Here is a 22,775-nt window from a genome sequence, read left to right on the forward strand (position 1 = left end):
AATTACTTTTTTGTTTTAGGTTTAGCTTTTGCCTTTTTCTTTGGAGCTTTTTTCTTTGGAGTCTTCGCCTCAATCAACTTTTTGGCTTCTTCTAAAGACATATTAACAACATCGACAGTTTTTGCCAACTCTACCTTGATCTTGCCTTTTATAACATTATGACGGCCCCATCTCGCTTTTTCTATACGGATGCCTTCTTCTTCCCAGTTATGAATAACCTTATCGATCTCTTTTTGCTTTTTGATTTCGATCAACTCTATAATGTCATCATTAGATAAGTTATCAAAATCGTACTTTTTGTTTACGTTAATAAACATACCGTTCCATTTAATGAACGGTCCAAACCTACCTGTACCTTTTGTAACTTCTAAATCTTCATACATAGCAATTGGCGCATCGGCCTTCTGCTTAGCAACAATAAGTTCTATTGCTCTATCCATTTCTATTTCAAAAGCACTCTCGCCTTTATCCATAGAAATAAATTTCTCGCCAAATTTCACATAAGGTCCAAATCTACCTACGTTAGCCAATACTTCTTCTCCTTCATAAACTCCTAATTTTCTAGGTAGTTTAAAAAGATCCATTGCCTCTTCATAAGAAATAGTGTTTAAAGATTGCTCTGGCAATAAACTTGCGAATGTTGGTTTCTCTTCATCATCAACAGTACCTATTTGTACCATTGGCCCAAATCTACCTAAACGTACAGATACCTGTTTGCCAGACTTGGGATCTTTACCCAATATTCTTTCACCACTGGCGCGATCTGCATTTTCTTCTACATCTACTACATTAGGATGAAAATCTTTGTAGAAATCTTTCATCATTTTCTTCCAATCTTCATCACCGGAAGCTATCTCATCAAAATCCTCTTCTACTTGAGCGGTAAAATTGTAATCTAATATATTGGCAAAATTACTTACCAAGAAATCGGTAACGATCATACCAATATCCGTAGGCACCATTTTACCTTTATCAGAACCAACATTTTCAGTAAGGTTCTTTGTTTCTATTTTATCTGAAGCCAATATCAATTGTTGATACTTACGCTCACTACCTTCAATAGTACCTTTTTCAACATAACCTCTATTAAGAATAGTGGATATTGTTGGTGCATATGTAGATGGTCTACCAATACCCAACTCTTCTAACTTCTTAACCAAAGATGCTTCCGTAAATCTATATGGTGCTCTTGTAAAACGCTCTGTCGCTGAAATAAAGTTGTTCAACAAACGCTCACCTTGCTTCATTGCCGGCAGCATACCTTCTTGTTCTTCAGCAATATCTTCATCATCTACACCTTCCATGTAAACTTTCAAGAAACCATCAAACTTTATTACCTCACCATTAGCTGTGAACTCTTCTGTATGTTTATTGGCCTTTATTCTAACATTGGTACGTTCCAATTGCGCATCGCTCATTTGAGATGCAACGGTACGTTTCCATATTAAATCATATAATTTAGATTGATCACGCTCCAACGAAGGAGATTGATTCCCCATATCAGTAGGTCTAATGGCTTCGTGTGCTTCTTGAGCTCCTTTAGACTTCCCTTTAAAGTTTCTTGTTTCGCTATACTCTTTACCGTAGTTTTTTTCAATAGCCTCTTTGGCAGATGCTAATGCTTCGTTAGAAAGATTAACACTATCCGTTCTCATGTAGGTTATTAAACCCGCTTCATACAAACGTTGGGCTACCTGCATGGTTCTACCTACAGAAAAATATAATTTTCTTGATGCTTCTTGCTGTAATGTAGAAGTGGTAAACGGCGCAGATGGCGATTTCTTAGCCGGTTTCTTATCTAATTTACTTACTGAAAAAACAGCTGCTTTGTTTTTCTCTAAAAATGCCTTTGCATCTTCTTCGGTAGCGAACGTTTTGTTCAGTTTTGCCGAAAACACACTACCTGCTTCGGTTTGAAACTCTGCTGCAATCTTAAACGATGCTTGTGGCTCAAAGCCTTCAATATCTCTTTCTCGCTCAACGATTAACCTTACGGCTACCGACTGAACACGACCGGCTGAAAGACCCGGCTTAATTTTTTTCCAAAGTACGGGTGATAGTTGATAACCAACCAAACGGTCTAATACTCGTCTAGCCTGTTGTGCATTTACAAGATTGAAATTGATTTCCCTTGGATTCTCAATCGCTTTTTGAATAGCTGCTTTTGTAACTGAGTTAAAAACAATACGTTTTGTCTTCTTCTTGTCTAAACCTAGCTCTTCTGCCAAGTGCCAAGAAATAGCCTCTCCCTCGCGATCCTCATCACTCGCGAGCCATATAGTTTCTGCTTTATCCGCCAGACTCTTAAGCTTTTTCACTAAAGCTTGCTTGTCTTTATCAACTATATATTTCGGTGTAAAATCGCCTTCAACATCTACTCCCAACTCCTTTGAAGGTAAATCTGCAATGTGACCAAAGCTCGATTCTACCTTATAATCTTTTCCCAAAAACTTCTCTATAGTTTTGGCCTTTGCAGGAGACTCAACAATTACTAAATTTTTCGCCATCAACCTTGTTTATACTTACAAATGTATACTAAAAATTAAACTTTGGAATTTCAAGAATTTATTTTTCCCCATATTTCAACAGAGTTTAGCCTATTAAATCATGAAATTAATGCTTATTCTAGCCGCTATATCACAAGACATAAACTAATTAGGGGCTCAAATAAAAAAAGGGAAGCTAAACTAGCTTCCCTTTTTTTAACCTAATAATAATTTTACAATTGAAATGTACTTAACAATCTAATATCATTATCTACATATTCATATTGATATAATGTTTGATCACCAATCATTAACAAAGAAGAAGCCAATGGTATTACATCGTAAGCTACAATATCTTCAAAAGTATTTATCAAAGTGACATTTGGTGCATCTGATTTATCATAGACTTTTAAGCCCGAATCTCCGTCGCACACAAAAAGGGTATTTTCTTTAATACCTAATCCGTTAGGACCATCCATTGGATAAATCACTTTTAATTCAGGATTTTCAAGATTAGATATATCAACTACATAAAGTCCACTTTCCGTACTACCACAGAAATTACCTCCTTTTAAAGTTACATACGCGTAATCACCATCAACAACGACAGGATCACAAGCCGTACCATGTCTAAACTCTGAGATGAATTCTGGTTTTTCAGGATTCTCTATCCCATAAATATACATGCCTTGAGATCCTCCTATAAATAAAATTTCTCCTTGACTGTAAATAGTTTCAATATCCCAGGCAACTTGCACATCATCTAATACCTGTACATTTTCAACATCTGTAATGTCGAAAATATTGATGTCGCTATAATCGACAACATAAAGATAATCTCCAATAATCTTAAATCGTGCTAAAGAACCACCTTGACCTGTAGTTGGCTGCGGACTATCATTAAAACTTTCAAGAGTATCTACCACACAACCATCACAATTATACCTAGATACATACTCCTCTACCGGTCTTCTTTCGGTCACGACCTCCCAGCCTATAACAATATCCCTATCATAATCAATATCGCCGTATTCATAAAAATCTGCTTGTGGATACGCTATTTCCGTAGCCCAAACACCATTATTATAGATAGCATTTACAATGCGGCTATCTATTGTAATATTATTAATATCCAAAATATCAAAAATGACCAAGTCGCCATAACTATCGGCATATATCTTATCATCCTTAATAGAAATATCATTATTGCCTTCTAACTTGATAAATGCAATGCTTTCTGGTGATGAAGGATTTTGATTATCGATTACATGAAATCCCTTATTCACATCATTGACAAAAATATAATTACCGTAGGCATATATTTTACCTGATGATACAATTGGTACCGGCTCAGTAACCGAAACAGCTTCTGCCTTAAAAGTAATTGCATCTTGCAAAATTGGTCTTGCCACTTGGTAATCTTCATAAGGTCCATCATCATCACAAGAAACAAATACAGATAAAACTATGGCACAAACAAGAAAAAGAAAATTCTTCATGGTCTATAAATTAACTGGTTGCAACAATAAGATGAAGAAACCTGTAATAGTTGCGTTACAATAAGTTTGAATTAGCCCCTACCTCGTTGAAACCTACACCATCTTTATACATATAATATGTTGGCACCTTACCTAACATTGCAGTAAACAATACTCCTACACAACACAGAATAAAGCCCAGTTGCGCCACAAATGCAGAAACAATCACCAAACCAAATATAACCAGCCAGTTTTTATTGCCTAAAGTAAAACTTGCCTTCACCATTTCTAAAGGAGATAAATGATTTGAAAACGCCAAAAAAGCAGGTATCAATGAAACTGGAACCATTACATAGAACATACCCACACCGCAGGCAAGTGCCCCAGCAATCGATAGCCCAAAAGTGTATAGCGCAAGTATGAACACCTTACCTAAACGCCCTTCCTTAAAGAAAAAGAAGTAGTCATCACTAGATTCTTTACCCAGATCTTTTTCTCTACATATTTTCAGAAATGCCGCATTCAAAGCCAAGGCAAAAGTAGTTACGCCAATTGCAAACACAGGTGCAAGAATTGCCATCGCAATAGCAGCCATTGGTGGTAAAGCATCATGCTGAAGTGACTCTGGATCAGTTATACCCAAAGCGATCATAGGTATATAGAGAATAATATAAAAGGGCAATATTACAACAAAGGTCAAAAGCAAAATAATGAATCCCTGTAACCAGACTTTCTTAAAAAGCTCAATAGACCTACTGAATATGGTGCCAAATTCTAAATCTGGCTTGGTTTTAATTTGTTGTGTCAAGTTTTCTAAATTCATATGTGTTGGTGGTTATAATTGATGTTAAAACTAAATAATTTTAAAGTGTAAAGCATAAACAAACCCTAAATAATCATGTCATCTTGTCATATTTTTGATTATAATAGTATCTTTGCCATCCAAAATATTTTATTGCAACGTATTACAAAAATGGAGAAAACCATAGACGAAAATGTGCAGGGCACAACTTTGGTAGTTGAAGGAAAAGAAATGAACAAGCGTAATCTCTACATTGAGAGTTATGGTTGCGCCATGAACTTTGCCGATAGTGAAATTGTTGCATCTATCTTAGCGACCGAAGGTTTTAACACCACCCAAACGTTAGAAGATGCGGATTTAGTACTTGTAAACACGTGTTCTATTAGAGATAAAGCAGAGCAGACCATTCGTAAAAGATTAACCGAATATAATAAGGTAAAAAAATCTAGGCCACACTTAAAAGTTGGAGTTCTTGGCTGCATGGCAGAACGCCTGAAAGACAAGCTTTTAGATGAGGAAAAAATAGTGGATATGGTCGTTGGACCAGATGCCTATAAAGATTTACCCAACTTAATCAAAGAAGTTGATTCTGGTAGAGATGCTGTAAACGTAATTCTTTCCAAAGATGAAACTTATGGCGATATAGCTCCCGTCAGATTAAATACGAACGGAGTGACGGCTTTTGTTTCTATTACCAGAGGTTGTGATAATATGTGTACTTTTTGCGTAGTTCCTTTCACGAGAGGTCGCGAACGTAGCAGAGACCCACAATCTATCTTAGCAGAGATCAGCGAGCTTTCTGAAAAAGGATTTAAAGAGATTACACTTCTAGGACAGAATGTAGACAGCTACTTATGGTATGGCGGCGGACTAAAGAAAAATTTCGTTAATGCTACGGATATGCAAAAAGCAACTGCCACCAACTTTTCTAAATTATTGGAAATGGTAGCATTGGCAAACCCTAAAATGCGCATTCGGTTCTCTACATCCAACCCGCAAGACATGACCTTGGACGTCATTAGAACCATGGCCAAACACAAGAATATTTGTAATCATATTCATTTACCTGTACAAAGTGGTAGCAATCGCATTTTAAAGGAAATGAATCGGCTACATACTATTGAGGAGTATTTTGAACTAACAGATGAAATTAGAAAAATTTTACCTGGGTGTTCTATTTCTCAAGATATTATTACGGGCTTCCCCACTGAAACCGAAGAAGATCATGCTGCCACGTTAAGAGCATTGGAATACGTAAAATACGATTTCGGTTATATGTATGCATATTCTGAAAGACCGGGCACTATGGCCGGTAGAAAAATGGAAGATGATGTGCCAGAGACTACAAAAAAGAGACGCCTTTCTGAAATTATTGCCTTACAGAGAAGCCACTGTCAATACAGAACCGAAAAACATGTTGGTAAAATACAAGAGGTTTTAATTGAAGGAACCTCTAAAAAATCTGAACAGGAATGGATGGGAAGAAATAGCCAAAGTACCGTTGTGGTCTTTCCGAAAGAGAATTACAAGGTGGGCGACTTTGTAAACGTACAAATTAACGATTGCACTTCTGCCACTTTAAAAGGTGTTGCAGTTGGGTATTCTGACAATAACTAATTTTATAGTAGCCATTTTTATATGGAAAGTATACAAAGCATAAAACAACGTTTTGAAATTATTGGGCAAGACCCAAAATTAAATCGTGCTCTTGAAAAAGCAATGCAAGTTGCCGCAACTGACATTTCCGTTCTGGTTACAGGTGAAAGTGGTGTAGGAAAGGAATCTATTCCAAAAATCATTCATTCGCTTTCCCATAGAAAACACGCAAAGTATATCGCCGTAAACTGCGGTGCCATACCAGAAGGTACTATTGACAGTGAACTTTTTGGACACGAAAAAGGGGCTTTTACAGGTGCTACACAAACAAGAAGCGGCTATTTTGAAGTTGCCGATGGCGGCACCATATTTTTAGATGAAGTTGGCGAACTACCATTAACTACCCAAGTAAGATTATTACGTGTACTTGAAAATGGTGAGTTTTTAAAAGTAGGCTCATCACAAGTGCAAAAAACAGATGTACGTATTGTTGCGGCTACTAATGTAAATATGTTCGAAGCGATTAAAAAAGAGCGTTTTCGCGAAGATTTATACTATCGTTTAAGCACTGTAGAAATTAACATTCCACCATTACGCGAACGTCAAGGTGATATTCATTTATTGTTCCGAAAATTTGCATCCGATTTTAGTCAGAAGTACAAAATGCCTACTATCAGACTAGATGACCATGCCGTATCATTATTGACAAAATACAGATGGCCTGGTAACATTCGCCAACTGAGGAATATCGCAGAACAGGTTTCTGTCTTAGAAGAAAATAGAGCTATTACCGCTGCCACTTTAAACGGTTACCTGCCGCATAACAATACAAGCAATCTACCTGCAGTAGTTTCCAATACTAAATCTGAAAGCGACTTTAGCAATGAAAGAGAAATACTGTACAAAGTACTTTTTGATATGAAAGGCGACCTCAACGACCTTAAAAAGTTGACCATGGAGCTTTTAAAAAACAACGATTCTGAAAAGGTTCAAAAAGACAACGAAAACCTGATTCGTAAAATTTACGGTAATGATGATGAAGAAGATGCCGATATAGAACACGATTCGCAAGATGATTCTTCTATGAACCTTTTACATTTACCTGAACCTAAGCAAGAAGAAGCTTCTATAATTCAAGATTCTTACGAGGACAAATATCATTTTGCCGAAGAGATTCAAGAAGAAGAAACCCTATCTTTACAAGAGAAGGAAGTTGAATTAATCAAAAAATCCTTAGAACGTAACCGCGGAAAAAGAAAGGCTGCAGCAACAGAATTAGGTATTTCTGAACGAACACTTTATCGCAAAATAAAACAGTACGATCTTTAAACTAAAACGAATCTCATTTCAATGAAATACCTTAAAAAATCTCTGATATTCATACTGCCCGTCATCTTACTTCTAAGCTGCGGTGTATATAATTTTACCGGTGGTAATGTTGGCGAAGCCAAAACCTTTAAAGTAAATTACTTTCAAAATTATGCCACACAGAGTCCTGGTTCTACTTTTGAACCTGGGGTTGATAGAGATTTTACTTTAGCATTACAGGACAGAATTCAAAACCAGACCAGTCTAGAACTCATAAGTACCGGAAATCCAGATTTATTATACGAAGGTGAAATAACCGAATATAAAATTTCACCTATGTCTGCAACAGCAGCGCAAACAGCGGCACAGAATAGACTATCCATTAGAGTTAAAGTACGTTTTTTCAATCAATTAAAAGAAGATGCTGCTTTTGACCAAAGTTTTTCTTTCTTTTATGATTATGATGCAGATACACAATTAGCGACCATTAAGAGTGAAGCTCATGAAATCATTTTTGAAAGGTTGACACAAGATATTTTCAACGCCTCACTAGCAGATTGGTAATTACATGAACGTTAAGGACTTTACATATTTTCTAGAACATCCTACCAAAGTGGTAGAACCTATTCACACAAAACATCTAGAAGATATTATTGACGAGTATCCTTATTTTCAAGCTGCACGCGCATTACATTTAAAGGGACTAAAAAATCTAAATAGTTACAAATACAATAAAGCCCTTAAGGTAACTGCTGCATATACTACGGACAGAGATGTTCTTTTTGAATTTATTACGTCTAAAGACTTTTTACAATTCGACCCTACAAAAAGTACAATTGCCGAAATAGAAGAAAATAAAGAGGTTGAAATAATAGAAGATGTCGAAAAAACATCTGCGGTAGACCAAATTGAAATTGTTGAAAAAGAGGATTCTTCAATTACACAAGAAGAAGTAAATATACCTGATGAACCTACCGAAGAAGTAGAAGTCACGGAAATTGAATCTACAGAAACCGATGCATCGGATATTATCATCGCAGCCACTACTGCCGCACTAATTGCTCCATCTGATGACAAACCATTACCACAAAACGAAGAAGACGCCGATAAAATTTTAGACCCAGCATTATTTCAATCTAAAAACCCTGATAATACTGAAGATGAAAATGCTCTTGACATAGGCAAACCCTTATCTTTCGATGCAAAAGAAAAATATTCTTTTTCTGAATGGCTTAGTCTTGCTTCAAAAAAACCTATAGAAAAATCTGAAGAGAATATTGTTGAGGATGTTAATGTGGATGTTCAAGAAGAAAACATGGAGCCCCAAGCCGAGGTAAAAGAAAGTAAGATTGAAAAAACCATTTCTAAGGCACAGGAACAAAAAGTTACTCCAAAACCTATTAGAAAACCCAAGGTCAAAAGTGAGGCAATTAAAAAGAAATACGACCGTATAGACAAGTTTATAGCTTCTAACCCTAAAATAGTACCTACAGAACAGAGTGCGGTCATAGATATCTCAAGTTCTTCCAGAATTGACCATAACGAGCTGATGACAGAGACTTTAGCGAGGGTTTACCTGGAACAAAAAAAGTATAAAAATGCAATTCAAGCCTACAAAATTTTAAGTTTGAAATATCCAGAAAAAAGTAGTTTCTTTGCAGACCGAATTAAGACGGTAGAAAAATTACGAAAAGATAATAAATAATTTAGAATGAGTACATTTTCAATTTTCCTAATACTTATCATTGTTGTTTGCTTATTGCTAGTATTAGTGATCATGGTACAAAATCCAAAAGGTGGCGGACTTTCTTCTTCTTTTGGTGGAGGAGGTAACCAAGTTGTTGGTGGAGTTAAAAAAACAGGTGACTTTTTAGATAAAAGTACTTGGACTCTAGCAGGTCTATTAATAGTTTTAATCTTAGCTTCTAACGTTGCCCTTAAAGGTAACTTTGGTGATGCAGATTCAAAATTATTACAAGGTGATGATATTGAAACCGTAGTGCCAGAAGCACTGCCAGAAACAGTAACACCACCTGTAACTAATGAGCCTACACCGTCGGATAGTTTATAAAAATAGTACTACAATATATTTTAAATGCCAGCTTGTCATAAGCTGGCATTTTTTGTTTACAATTTGTCAGGAAATAGGCAATGGCATAATTTCTGCCTTTGCATACCCACGAAACTAAAAATCAATTTTAAAAATTAATAATTATGGCTAAAGTTAATATCAAACCATTGGCAGACCGAGTTCTTATCGAGCCAATGGCAGCTGAAACTAAAACTGCATCTGGACTTTATATTCCTGATACCGCAAAAGAGAAACCTCAGAAAGGTAAAGTTGTTGCCGTAGGTCCTGGAACAAAAGATGACAGTGTAACCGTTAAAGTTGGTGATACGGTTCTTTACGGAAAGTATGCTGGTACCGAACTAAAACTAGAAGGTACAGATTATTTGATGATGAGAGAAAGTGATATTCTTGCTATTATCTAAAACTAGCAACCGGCTGCTGGCTCTTAGCCATTAGCCTATATATTTTTATTAAAAAAATTAATAATCTTTTTGACTTTATGCCCCGTGCAAAAAGTCATAAATCAAAATAAAATTAAAAATGGCAAAAGATATTAAGTTTGATATAGATGCAAGAGACGGCCTTAAAAGAGGTGTTGATGCATTGGCAAACGCTGTAAAAGTAACATTAGGACCAAAAGGTAGAAACGTTATCATCAGCAAATCATTTGGTGCTCCACAAGTAACTAAAGATGGTGTTACCGTTGCAAAAGAAATTGAATTAGAGAACCCATTAGAAAACATGGGTGCGCAAATGGTTAAAGAAGTTGCTTCTAAAACCAATGACCTAGCAGGTGACGGTACTACTACCGCTACAGTTTTAGCTCAAGCTATCGTTAAAGAAGGTTTGAAAAACGTTGCTGCAGGCGCTAACCCAATGGATCTTAAAAGAGGTATCGACAAAGCTGTTGAAGCCATTGTTGATAATTTATCGAAGCAGTCTAAAAAAGTTGGTGATTCTTCTGAAAAAATCAAGCAAGTTGCTTCAATTTCTGCAAACAACGACGAAACTATAGGTGACTTGATCGCTCAAGCTTTCGGTAAAGTTGGTAAAGAAGGTGTTATTACTGTTGAAGAAGCTAAAGGTACAGATACATACGTTGACGTTGTTGAAGGTATGCAGTTTGATAGAGGTTACCTTTCTCCATATTTCGTTACCGATTCTGAAAAGATGGTTTCTGATCTAGAAAGCCCATACATCTTGTTGTTCGACAAGAAAATATCTTCAATGAAAGATTTACTTCCAGTATTGGAGCCAGTTGCTCAGTCAGGGAAGCCTTTATTGATTATTGCTGAAGATGTTGATGGTGAAGCATTAGCTACATTGGTAGTAAACAAATTGAGAGGTTCTTTAAAAATCGCTGCTGTTAAAGCTCCTGGTTTTGGTGACCGTAGAAAAGCAATGTTAGAAGATATCGCAATCTTAACTGGTGGTACCGTTATTTCTGAAGAAAGAGGTTTCTCTTTAGATAACACTACTTTAGATATGTTAGGTACTTGTGAGAAAGTACAGATAGACAAAGACAATACAACTATCGTTAACGGTGGCGGTGTTGCAAAAGATATTAAAACTAGAGTTAACCAGATCAAATCTCAAATCGAGACTACTACATCTGACTACGATAAAGAGAAACTACAAGAGCGCTTGGCTAAATTAGCTGGTGGTGTTGCAGTACTTTATGTAGGTGCAGCTTCTGAAGTTGAAATGAAAGAGAAGAAAGATAGAGTTGACGATGCATTACACGCTACAAGAGCTGCCGTTGAAGAAGGTATCGTTGCTGGTGGTGGTGTTGCCTTGGTAAGAGCTAAATCTGTTCTTGCAAAGGTGTCTACTGAAAATGAAGATGAAGCTACAGGTTTACAGATTGTTGCCCGTGCTATTGAAGCTCCTTTAAGAACTATCGTTTCTAACGCTGGTGGTGAAGGTTCTGTTGTTATCGCTAAAATACTTGAAGGTAAAGGCGATTACGGATACGATGCTAAATCTGAAAAGTATGTTGAAATGATGAAAGCAGGTATTATAGATCCTAAGAAAGTAACTAGAGTAGCGTTGGAAAATGCAGCTTCTGTTGCCGGTATGATCTTAACTACTGAATGTGCTTTGACTGACATTAAAGAAGATGCTCCGGCTATGCCTCCTATGGGTGGCGGTGGCGGAATGCCAGGCATGATGTAGGTTGACAGCGTCGACAGGCAATCATTAGCTTGTTTGCGGACATACATAAAATTTAAAGCTGCACTTGAAAAACTCAAGTGCAGCTTTTTTTTATACTTATACCAACAAAAAACCACCTTCTTTATTTACAGAAGGTGGTTTTATCGTCCAAACGGTATTGCCTTCTAAAGGCGATAACCTTACTACTTCTTTTTAGGAGCAGCTTTTGGAGCAGCCTTTTTTCCAGCTTTTGCCGGAGAAGGTTTTGCAGCTGGTTTCCCTGCTGATTTTGCTTGTGCCATTGTTATAGAATTATAAGATAAATCTATAGCTAATGTATTCCAGATTTTGATTCGTGATTATCGCGTTGGCAAAAAATTAACTATAATATTTCTCCAAAACATATTAATGCACAATCGTACTGCAGCATAGAGTTCTACTACTCATTACCATGGTGCATACCATCATCAGAATTGTCTTCTCTATACAAACAACAAGGGTGAACACTATTATAAGCTTCATCGGTTGCTTTTAATTCTTTGGTATCATGACCTACCGCAACGATAGCCATTTTAACTTTCATTGCATCGGTTTTACGTTCATCCATGATAATATCTAACTGATGCGTTGGTATACTCCAATTCGCATACTTCACTCCTTTTACATTTAAAGCAGCTTCTTCTATACGCTCTTTACACATGGCACATCTACCATTTACATCAAAAGTCATTTTCTTGTTCTTGTCTTGGGCATAGGTCAATACTGCAAACAGCATCATTGCCGCTGATAAAATTGTTGTTTTCATAGGTATTATTGTATTTGTTATTTATAAAATCTTAAATCTGAATCCGCCATAGAACATTCTTCCCATTATAGGCGCATATACTATGGTTGTATCAAAATTGGGACCAAAAGGGTCATTTGCTCCTAAAACCGGAGTGTCTTGTTGTACATCAGACAGATTTTCACCGCCAATGTATACCTCAAATGTTTTAGAAAACACCTTAGTAATCTGTGCGTTCATATGATTATATGGTGATGAATATTCCCCTAACTGATACGCTGGTTCATTTGTACTTGTATCTGGCAATCTCATATCCCCAAAAGAATGTAACGTATAATCAAACTTCCACTGAGAACCATTTTCCTTTACCTCTGTTTCGTACCCCAAATTAGCTAAAAATCGGTGTTGTGCCAGTAATGGCTTTTGCAAATCCCCACTCTTGTAATCTGTAGATACATCGTAGAACTTATAAGATGTTCTTAGGTTTAATCGCGATAGCAATTCATAATTCACCTCTACCTGAAAGCTCTTGGCACTACTATCTCCGTCTAAATTATAAAACGAAACTTCTTGAGGAGTCTCCCAATCCACTACGATTTGGTTTTTAAAATCTGTGATATAATAGTCTAAAGTAATATCTCCTTTTTTACCCAAAAAATTAAATCCCTGTAAAAAACTGACTCCGTAGTTCCATGCGTCTTCAGGTTCAAGACCGTAAACACTACCGCCAGTATCAGCAATATTAATTGTTCTAGCCGAAGCAAACAACTGCTGATTTTCCGCAAAAATATTGGCTGCTCTTTTACCTCTACCAAACGAACCTCTTAGACTTCCTTTTTCCCATGGCGTATATCTAATATGAAATCTAGGCGTAATAAAAGTTCCTAAACTGTTATGATTATCTACTCGTAGACCAGCAGTTAGACTTACCTTTTCCAAGTTTTCATAGCTGTATTCAAAAAAGGCGCCAACAGAATTATCTACACGAGAATAATCTGTAGCCGTCACCATTTCATCATAACCATCATAAGCAAAAGTGATTCCCGTTTTAAACTTATTTCTAGTATCGCCTATTATTGAATTAAATATAAGGTTACTATAAAGGCTCTCATGGTTGATATCATATGTTCTGAACCCGAAATAGGAATCTTGTTTATGATAACTATACGATGTTTGAAAACCTAAACTCTGAAAAGGTAATTCCGGAAAAACATATCCCAGCTTTAATGATGTATCGAACCTACGTGTATTAATTTCACTTCCCCACAATTCGGCTCCGCTCAGTGCCTTATTGGCTCCGTCTACTCTATCTGTATTAGGGTCAAAATCAACTTGCCCCACTTGCTTTTCATCATTTAAAAACCGAACATTAAAAAAACTGACCCATCCTTTTTCCGCATCTTGGTACTGCCAACGGTTCATTACATTCAATTGCTCCCCTAATGGTGCATCTAAGAATCCGTCATTATTATCATCTTCTTTTTGTACTCGTTTATTACCGTGTATATATAAACCTGTACTCCACTTATCTGTCAGCTTTCTATTGAAATGAGTGTTCAATTCATAGCGCCCGTTTTGGTTTGCATACCCGTTTACAAAAACAGCATTATCAGTTAATGGTTTTACCAGCTCTGTGTTAATCTGACCAGATATACTTTCATAGCCATTTACGACACTACCTGCACCTTTGGTAATTTGAATACTCTCTATCCATGTACCAGGCGTAAATGTTAATCCGTATGCTTGTGACGCTCCACGAACCATAGGAATATTCTCTTGCGTGATTAATAAATACGGACTCGTCAATCCTAACATTTGTATTTGTTTGGTACCCGTTAACCCATCGGATAAATTCACATCAATTGCCGGATTGGTTTCGAAACTCTCCGCCAAATTACAGCAAGCTGCCTTCAACAACTCTGCACTATTAACAGTGATGACGTTCTGCGGACTGAAATATGTCTTCTGTATTGCATCGCGTTCTTGTTGCACCACCACCTCGTCTAATTCATTAGATGGCTTTAAAGTTATTCTCAAAGTTTTAGGTTCGTTTATTGTCAGTGTATCCGACTCAAAACCTACATAACTAATTATTAATCTATTAAATTCCTTTATGTACGGAATTGAAAATTTACCGTCAAAGTCTGTCACTACTCCCGTTTGAGAGTCTTGCCAATAGACATTTGCACCCGAAAGTGTCAACGCATTAGACCCCTCAGAATCTAACACTACACCTTCTACCTTTTCTTGAGAAAAAGCAAACCAGGGCAACATGGCTATTATTAGTATGATATATTTATTCATTTAATTTTTTATTCAATTTTATTAATCAATTTTTGCTGCTCGTAATCTTAATGCATTTGCAATCACGGAAACAGAACTGAAACTCATTGCTAAAGCGGCAATCATAGGAGAAAGTAACAATCCGAAAAAAGGATATAACACTCCTGCAGCAATAGGAATACCGACCGTGTTATAAATCAGTGCAAAAAATAAATTCTGCTTAATGTTTTTCATCACAGCTTTACTTAAGTTGTGTGCTTTAACGATACCATGTAAATCACCTTTAACCAGGGTAATCGTAGCGCTCTCAATAGCAACATCCGTACCAGTACCCATAGCAATACCTACATCACTTTTTGCCAATGCAGGTGCGTCATTTATACCATCGCCGGCAACAGCAACTTTTTTACCCTCTGACTGCAAACGCTCCACTTCTGCAAGCTTATCTTGAGGAAGCATACTCGCTTTAAAGTCTGTCAGACTTAAATGATTCGCTACAGCCTTTGCCGTATCATGATTATCACCTGTTAACATGACTACCGAGATACCAGAATTCTGAAGCGCTTTAATAGCCTTTTTACTGGTTTCCTTGATTTTATCACCAATAGCAACAAAACCAATTGCCGTGCCAGCAGCAGCTACATAAGAAACTGTTTTACCCTGCTTTTGATACGCAGAAACGATTACCAATAACTTTTCTGGGATAGAAACATTAGCTTCTAACATCATTTTTCGGTTACCTAAAAGAATAGTTATGCCTTCAATTTTACCAGAAACTCCCATACCTGTAATAGAACTGAAATCTTCAACCTTTAAAATGGACACATTTTTTGTTTTACCATAATTCACCGTAGCATCTGCCAATGGGTGCTCACTATACTGATTTAAGGAGACAATATATTGCAACACCAAATCTTCATCAACGCCATCAATACTACCTATCTCTTCAACAGACGGTTTACCTTCCGTGATGGTTCCGGTTTTATCTATCACCAGAGTATCAATTTTATCCATTCGCTCTAAAGCTTCAGCATTTTTAATCAACACTCCTGATTGCGCTCCTTTACCTACACCTACCATTACGGACATTGGTGTAGCCAAACCTAGTGCGCACGGACAAGCAATTATCAACACCGCAATGGCATTCACCAAAGCATATACATAAGCCGGTTCTGGACCAAAAGTGACCCAAACCAAAAAAGTTACAATGGAAATAAAAACAACTGCCGGCACAAAATAACTAGATATTTTATCCGCTAATTTCTGGATAGGCGCTTGACTTCGACTAGCCTTGTTCACCATATCGATAATTTGCGACAATAACGTATCTGCCCCTACTTTCTCTGCAGTCATTACAAAAGAGCCTTTGCCATTTATGGTACCTGAGCTTATTGCATCACCAACCACTTTTTGAATTGGGACAGGTTCACCCGTAATCATAGATTCATCCACCGTACTTTCACCTTCATAAATACTTCCATCTACAGGTATTTTATCACCTGGTTTTACACGAAGTAAATCTCCTTTTGAAATCTGGTCAATAGAAATGCTCTCATCTTTACCGTCAACTATCTTAACAGCTTTATTAGGTGCTAATTTCAACAGTTCTTTTACCGCAGAATTCGTTTTACTATGTGCGCGAGCTTCTAATAACTGACCGAATAACACTAAAGTCAAAATCACCGTAGCGGCTTCAAAATATACATGAACCGTACCTTGATCTGTTTTAAATTGTGCCGGAAAAAAATCGGGCACCAAAATAGCGAATACACTAAACAACCACGCTACCCCTGCTCCAATACCTATTAATGTGAACATGTTTAAATTCCATGTTTTAACAGAACGATAAGCACGTTCAAAAAACATCCACGTGGCATAAAACACCACAGGTATCGATAATGCAAATTGCACCCAGTTCCAATACTTCAAGCTCAAAATATCCTGAAGCGGATTATTAGGTATCATTTCTGACATTGCAATAAGAAAGATCGGCAACGTAAACCCTACTGCTATTTTAAACTTATTCAGTAGTTTTTGATAGCTCTTTTCTTCGGCGGAAATATCTGCTTGCTTCGGTACTAAGTCCATTCCACAAATTGGGCAATCGCCAGGTTCATCACTAACAACCTCTGGATGCATTGGGCACGTATACTCTTGACCGTTATTAGATGCAGCACTTGCCTCCTCTACCAAATCCATACCACAAACCGGGCAGTCACCCGGTTCTGTATATGTCTTTTCTCCTTCACAATGCATTGGGCAGTAAAAAACACCATTACCATTCTCAACAGCTTTGGGTTTTGTAGCCTCATGCACATGAGCACCGAGTTCATGGATAGAATAATGCCCTCCGTCAGCTTCCATAGCCGCCTGCAAAGTTTTTAAGGGAATTTCATTATCCATTTCCAAAACTGCTTCAGCCTTTTCTAGATTCACCACAGCATTGGATACTCCGCTAATTTTTGCCAAGGTTTGCTCAACATGGCCTCTGCAGCCATTGCAAGTCATTCCGTGAATTTGATATGTATTTTTCATAATGAGATTATGATTTCTTTCAGTTGTTAAAACTGTTTCTACTATTTCAACTAATCACATTCACTAACCTTTTTAAAATCTACATATAAAACAACTACATATTAAGGTAGACTTGCTTTACAGCTTGATAAAAGAAAAGGTGACTAGATTAAAAATAGCACTTGATTACACTGCATTTGCGAACTAACGCTAATCATCAGTTGAAATCAAATCAAGAAAACTTGGTGTAGAATATTCAAATCTTCAGCCAGTATAGGCGGTGGATATGAATCAAAATCGACATTCTCATCTGTAGTTTCTTCAAACAAGCCTATATAAGAACTTGTAAAAGAGATTAAGAATACCTTTTGTGAAAAATCAAAACTAGAAATATCATGTGTTAAATCATCTTGACCCTGAATGGTAAAAGCTTCATCATTACAGCAATGCTTTTTTACCGTTGGGGCATCTTCCAATAAAGAGAGACCGGCTTTCATTCCACAATCTTCAGCATGATCAAACAAAGCTATATCCATAACACGCCCCATACACAAATGCTTTTCTACTGTCCACGAAATTGTTGACAGTAACAGTAGCATTGCCATGAACACAGAAAATAGTTTATGTAGCAATTGTTTCACACTGTAAAATTACAAAATATTGAATAGCTAAGGGCTTTAACCGCATTTCTTTAACAAAACATTTATTTAAGAAATATCTTACAAAATAAACTAAGTGAATAATATACGATTCTGAATATTTTTAAGTTAAAAGAGTTAACACATTAACAAATAACGATCATTAAACACTAATCATCAAAATTAAAAATTATGAAAAAACAAATTAAACAGGTCTTCTTAATATGCACTATTGCTCTATTCATAGGCAGTTGTAGCTCTGACGATGGATCAATTTTTGATACTCCATTACCAGATGACACTACAGGAGATGACGGTAGTGATGACTCTGATGAGCCGGAAGTAGCAACGATAGTTTTCAACGAAGCTGTTCCTTCTTCAAATATTACAACAGCATCTGCAAGTGGAGAAGCAGGTACTAATGTTACAGGTAGAGTTATTTTTACTTCAGACGCTACTACACAACGAAGAATGTATATTACCCAAAATTATTTAGGACAAGGAGAAATGCCTTTTAGTTCTTTTGATTTGGTAAGTGATGATTTAACAAAAGCCTTAAAAGCTGATGGCTCTATTGATTTAGATGGCGCTACAAAAAAAGAAATCGATTTTTCTTTTCCTCTTCCAGTTCCAGATATTGAAAATGGAGAAATTGTTTACTCTTTTTGGACTACTACAGGTAAAGGGGATTTTAGGGACAGCGAAAAAAGATTGGCATTAGGTGTAGGTCAAATTACAGTAACTATTGGTACAGGTACCAACCCTGCAGCAGCAGTTAGAGAGTTTACAGACATTAAACTATTTGCTCCGGCACAAGATGGATCAACAGAATCTTTCTTCTCATTATTGAACGAGACTGTTTACAGAATTGATGTAGGACCTGAATTTAGAGCTTTCTGGGATTTTGGCTATTACTACGGTGCTTCTGGTGATTCTGCCGGCGACAATGCTTCTTTTGCTTCTACAGAACAATATGATGCTTCTTTTGGATTTGATGTAGAAGGACTAGAGCCAGGTGCAGACGAAGAGAATTCAGCAACGGAAACATTGAATCAAATGTTCTTCTCAACTTCTATTACTATAGATGCTACGGCATTTGACGCAATCGCACTAAACAGTGAATTAGATTTTATTACAAGCTCAAGTTCTCAAAACATAACCAACTTAAGTGTAGGCGATGTTGTAGAGTTTGTAGACAACTATGGTAAAAAAGGTTTGATTAAAATCACAGCCATTGAACCAGGATTTAATAATAATGACTTTATTGAATTTGATGTTAAGATTCAACCATAATCTCAACATATAATATTTAGTATTAAAAAGAGGATGTTTAAAAACATCCTCTTTTTTTGTTTTAGCGTTCACCGTTACATTACAACAATATGTATTTTTGCAAAAAAAAGTTATGTTCAAAGCGCTACGCCGTCAAGTAAGTTCCATTATTGATTCTAATAAAACCCCAGATACAAAAATGCAGGATATATGTGAGCTTTTAAAAGCTAACGTACCGCATTATGACTGGGTAGGTTTTTATTTTAAGAATGGTGATAAGCGCGAACTGAAACTAGGTTCTTATGCTGGTGCTCCAACAGATCATACTATAATTCCTTTCGGCAAAGGTATTTGTGGACAAGTAGCCGAAAGCAACGAGAATTTTGTGGTGCCGGATGTTCAAGCTCAAGACAACTACATTGCATGTAGCATTACAGTGAAAGCAGAGATTGTTGTTCCCTTATTCGTTAACGGTGAAAACATTGGTCAAATAGATATCGACTCTAACACTCCTGACCCTTTTACAGAGGCAGATGAGACCTTTTTAGAATTCGTAAATTTTGAAGTAGCCAAAATTCTTTAAAACTTTAGGCTTTTTGTTGATAAACTAGCTCATTTTATAACTGCAAAAAAATTACTTTTGCTTGCTTATTAAAAACATTTAAGCATCATACAATGAGCAGTGTAAAAAAAGCGTCTTCAGCCTTAATTTCAGTTTTTCATAAAGACGGATTAGAGCCAATAGTAAGAAAATTTCAAGAATTAGGAATCACTATTTACTCCACCGGAGGAACCGAAAAATTCATAACTGATTTAGGAATCGACGTGGTTCCTGTAGAAGATGTAACTAGTTACCCTTCTATTCTAGGAGGAAGAGTAAAAACTTTACACCCAAAAGTATTTGGCGGTATTTTAAACAGACAGGACAACGAAAGTGATGTTGCCCAATTAGCTGAATTTGAAATTCCACAAATAGATATTGTTATTGTTGATTTATATCCTTTTGAAAAAACGGTTGCCAGTGGTGCTTCTGAACAAGATATCATTGAAAAGATAGATATAGGCGGTATATCTTTAATTCGTGCTGCAGCAAAAAACTTTAAGGATGTTACTTGTGTTTCTTCTATGGAAGATTATGCAGAGTTTCTTGACGTTGTTTCTGCTGACAATGGTAACATTAGCCTTGAAGACAGAAAGCGTTTTGCCGCTAAGTCTTTTAATGTTTCTTCTAATTACGATACTGCTATATTTAACTATTTCAATAAAAACCATGAAATCGCAGCATTAAAAGTAAGCGAGACTGAAGGCAAGGTTTTACGTTATGGCGAGAACCCACACCAAAAAGGATTCTTCTTTGGGGATTTTGATGCTATGTTCTCTAAATTACACGGTAAAGAATTATCATACAACAACCTTTTAGATGTTGATGCCGCCGTTAATTTGATGCTGGAATTCAAAAACGATGCTCCTACCTTTGCTATTCTAAAACATAACAATGCATGCGGATTAGCACAAAGAGAAACATTACACCAAGCTTATGTTGACGCTTTAGCCGGTGACCCTGTTTCTGCTTTTGGCGGAGTTCTTATCAGCAATAAAGAAATTGATAAAGCTACGGCAGAAGAGATACATAAATTATTCTGCGAAGTTGTTATAGCACCTAGTTATAACGCAGAAGCTCTTGAAATTTTAAAAGGAAAGAAAAATAGAATCATCCTTATTCAAAATGAAGTTGAGATGCCAGAGATGCAAGTTAGAACTTGTTTAAACGGTATGCTTCTTCAAGAAAAAGATCATAAAACAGATACAGTCGCTGATCTTACTAATGCGACCAATACAAACCCTACAGATCAAGAATTAGAAGATTTGATTTTTGCATCTAAACTTTGTAAGCATACAAAGTCTAACACAATTGTTCTTGCTAAAAACAAACAACTTTGCGCAAGTGGTACAGGGCAGACCAGTAGAGTCGATGCTTTGAACCAGGCAATACACAAAGCACAAACCTTTAATTTTGACCTTAAAGGAGCGGTTATGGCAAGTGATGCTTTCTTCCCTTTCCCTGATTGTGTGGAGATTGCGGACAAAGCGGGTATCACCAGTGTTATTCAACCGGGCGGATCTATAAAAGATCAATTGAGTGTTGATTATTGCAACGAACACAAAATTTCAATGGTGATGACAGGCACACGTCATTTCAAGCATTAATTTCATTACTTTTGTCGATGAAATACACCCTTTTATCTAAAATTTAAATATCACATATGGGATTTTTTGATTTCTTGACCGAGGAAATAGCTATAGATTTAGGTACAGCTAACACTCTTATCATTCATAATGACAAGGTAGTTGTCGATAGCCCATCCATCGTTGCCAGAGATAGAATTAGCGGAAAAATCATTGCAGTTGGTAAAGAAGCCAACATGATGCAAGGTAAAACCCATGAGAACATAAAAACAATTAGACCATTGAAAGATGGTGTAATTGCAGATTTTGACGCATCTGAAAAGATGTTGATGATGTTCATCAAGAATATTCCTGCATTAAAGAAAAAATGGTTTCCGCCAGCATTGCGTTTGGTAATCTGTATTCCTTCTGGTATTACTGAAGTTGAAATGCGTGCGGTAAAAGAATCCGCAGAACGTGTAAACGGTAAAGAGGTGTATCTTATTCATGAACCAATGGCTGCAGCTATTGGTATCGGTTTGGACATTATGCAACCAAAAGGAAATATGATCGTTGATATAGGTGGTGGTACTACCGAGATTGCGGTTATTGCATTAGGCGGTATCGTTTGTGACAAATCCGTAAAGATTGCAGGTGACGTATTTACAAATGACATCATTTATTACATGCGTACACAGCACAACTTATATGTTGGTGAAAGTACGGCTGAAGCAATTAAGATTGAAATAGGTTCTGCAACAGAGGATTTACAATCTCCACCAGATGAGAAATCTGTACAGGGACGTGATCTACTGACAGGAAAACCAAAACAAGTTCAAATATCTTATAGAGAAATAGCGAAGGCTTTAGATAAATCTATTCTGCGTGTTGAAGATGCGGTTATGGAAACATTATCTCAAACTCCCCCGGAATTAGCTGCCGATATTTACAATACTGGTATCTACCTTGCAGGTGGTGGCTCTATGCTACGTGGATTGGACAGAAGGTTATCTCAAAAAACCGACTTACCAGTTTACATTGCCGAAGATCCATTACGTGCCGTAGTACGTGGTACCGGTATCGCACTTAAAAATTTAGAACGCTACAAGAGCATACTAATTAAGTAAGAAGCTTGTTTTAACGAACAGCTTCTTACTTAATATTGATAGCCTTGGATAAAATTCAAGAGCCATTTATTAATGATTATCGATAGAACTTCTGGG

At 36.6% G+C, this 22,775-nt stretch carries 18 protein-coding genes; 11 read left to right on the forward strand and 7 right to left on the reverse strand.

What is annotated here, in order from left to right; genetic code table 11:
- Positions 1–2: 2 nt before the first annotated feature.
- The 3 genes from topA to UH1x_RS05910 all read right to left on the reverse strand — a co-directional run bounded on the left by topA (position 3) and on the right by UH1x_RS05910 (position 4,787).
- A complete protein-coding gene (topA, locus tag UH1x_RS05900; RefSeq protein WP_482625740.1) occupies positions 3–2,507 on the reverse strand; it encodes a type I DNA topoisomerase in 2,505 nt (834 codons plus the stop codon).
- Positions 2,508–2,719: 212 nt separating this feature from the next.
- Entirely contained in the window at positions 2,720–3,985 is a 1,266-nt protein-coding gene (locus UH1x_RS05905) for an LVIVD repeat-containing protein (protein ID WP_482625741.1), read from the reverse strand.
- A gap of 55 nt (positions 3,986–4,040) precedes the next feature.
- Entirely contained in the window at positions 4,041–4,787 is a 747-nt protein-coding gene (locus UH1x_RS05910) for a hypothetical protein (protein ID WP_482625742.1), read from the reverse strand.
- 150 nt (positions 4,788–4,937) lie between these two features.
- Here UH1x_RS05910 and miaB point away from each other — a divergent pair, with 150 nt between their 5' ends.
- From miaB to groL, 7 genes are all read left to right on the forward strand, one after another.
- A complete protein-coding gene (gene miaB, locus UH1x_RS05915; protein WP_482626490.1) occupies positions 4,938–6,383 on the forward strand; it encodes a tRNA (N6-isopentenyl adenosine(37)-C2)-methylthiotransferase MiaB in 1,446 nt (481 codons plus the stop codon).
- 21 nt (positions 6,384–6,404) lie between these two features.
- Positions 6,405–7,691 (forward strand): sigma-54 interaction domain-containing protein, encoded by a 1,287-nt coding sequence (locus UH1x_RS05920; RefSeq protein WP_482625743.1) that lies wholly within the window; start codon positions 6,405–6,407, stop codon positions 7,689–7,691.
- A 21-nt stretch (positions 7,692–7,712) separates the two neighbouring features.
- Entirely contained in the window at positions 7,713–8,234 is a 522-nt protein-coding gene (locus UH1x_RS05925) for an LptE family protein (protein WP_482625744.1), read from the forward strand.
- Between the two features lie 4 nt (positions 8,235–8,238).
- Entirely contained in the window at positions 8,239–9,375 is a 1,137-nt protein-coding gene (locus UH1x_RS05930) for a hypothetical protein (RefSeq protein WP_482625745.1), read from the forward strand.
- Between the two features lie 6 nt (positions 9,376–9,381).
- On the forward strand, positions 9,382–9,741 hold the full coding sequence (gene secG / locus UH1x_RS05935) for a preprotein translocase subunit SecG (protein WP_396633280.1): 360 nt from the start codon (positions 9,382–9,384) through the stop codon (positions 9,739–9,741).
- 143 nt (positions 9,742–9,884) lie between these two features.
- Complete coding sequence (locus UH1x_RS05940) at positions 9,885–10,163, forward strand: co-chaperone GroES (RefSeq protein WP_036156781.1); 279 nt, start codon at positions 9,885–9,887, stop codon at positions 10,161–10,163.
- A gap of 118 nt (positions 10,164–10,281) precedes the next feature.
- Positions 10,282–11,916: a chaperonin GroEL gene (gene groL, locus UH1x_RS05945; protein ID WP_482625746.1), complete on the forward strand. Its 1,635-nt coding sequence runs from the start codon at positions 10,282–10,284 to the stop codon at positions 11,914–11,916.
- 418 nt (positions 11,917–12,334) lie between these two features.
- Here the strand turns inward: groL and UH1x_RS05950 are convergent, their stop codons facing one another.
- The 4 genes from UH1x_RS05950 to UH1x_RS05965 all read right to left on the reverse strand — a co-directional run bounded on the left by UH1x_RS05950 (position 12,335) and on the right by UH1x_RS05965 (position 18,117).
- Entirely contained in the window at positions 12,335–12,700 is a 366-nt protein-coding gene (locus UH1x_RS05950; RefSeq protein ID WP_482625747.1) for a heavy-metal-associated domain-containing protein, read from the reverse strand.
- Between the two features lie 21 nt (positions 12,701–12,721).
- Positions 12,722–14,983 carry a TonB-dependent receptor gene (locus UH1x_RS05955; protein ID WP_482625748.1) on the reverse strand — a complete coding sequence of 754 codons (2,262 nt, stop codon included), beginning with the start codon at positions 14,981–14,983 and terminating at the stop codon, positions 12,722–12,724.
- A 21-nt stretch (positions 14,984–15,004) separates the two neighbouring features.
- The gene (locus UH1x_RS05960; protein ID WP_482625749.1) at positions 15,005–17,497 is read right to left on the reverse strand and encodes a heavy metal translocating P-type ATPase; all 2,493 of its coding nucleotides are present in this window, start codon (positions 17,495–17,497) and stop codon (positions 15,005–15,007) included.
- 206 nt (positions 17,498–17,703) lie between these two features.
- Complete coding sequence (locus UH1x_RS05965) at positions 17,704–18,117, reverse strand: HYC_CC_PP family protein (RefSeq protein WP_482625750.1); 414 nt, start codon at positions 18,115–18,117, stop codon at positions 17,704–17,706.
- Positions 18,118–18,306: 189 nt separating this feature from the next.
- Here UH1x_RS05965 and UH1x_RS05970 point away from each other — a divergent pair, with 189 nt between their 5' ends.
- The 4 genes from UH1x_RS05970 (at position 18,307) to UH1x_RS05985 (ending at position 22,679) form a co-directional block, all read left to right on the forward strand.
- Complete coding sequence (locus UH1x_RS05970) at positions 18,307–19,407, forward strand: hypothetical protein (protein ID WP_482625751.1); 1,101 nt, start codon at positions 18,307–18,309, stop codon at positions 19,405–19,407.
- Between the two features lie 112 nt (positions 19,408–19,519).
- Positions 19,520–19,969 (forward strand): GAF domain-containing protein, encoded by a 450-nt coding sequence (locus UH1x_RS05975; RefSeq protein WP_482625752.1) that lies wholly within the window; start codon positions 19,520–19,522, stop codon positions 19,967–19,969.
- A 92-nt stretch (positions 19,970–20,061) separates the two neighbouring features.
- On the forward strand, positions 20,062–21,594 hold the full coding sequence (gene purH / locus UH1x_RS05980; protein ID WP_482625753.1) for a bifunctional phosphoribosylaminoimidazolecarboxamide formyltransferase/IMP cyclohydrolase: 1,533 nt from the start codon (positions 20,062–20,064) through the stop codon (positions 21,592–21,594).
- Between the two features lie 56 nt (positions 21,595–21,650).
- Entirely contained in the window at positions 21,651–22,679 is a 1,029-nt protein-coding gene (locus UH1x_RS05985; RefSeq protein WP_027066022.1) for a rod shape-determining protein, read from the forward strand.
- Positions 22,680–22,775 lie beyond the last annotated feature (96 nt).

This window comes from Maribacter sp. UH1, from assembly GCF_056839145.1.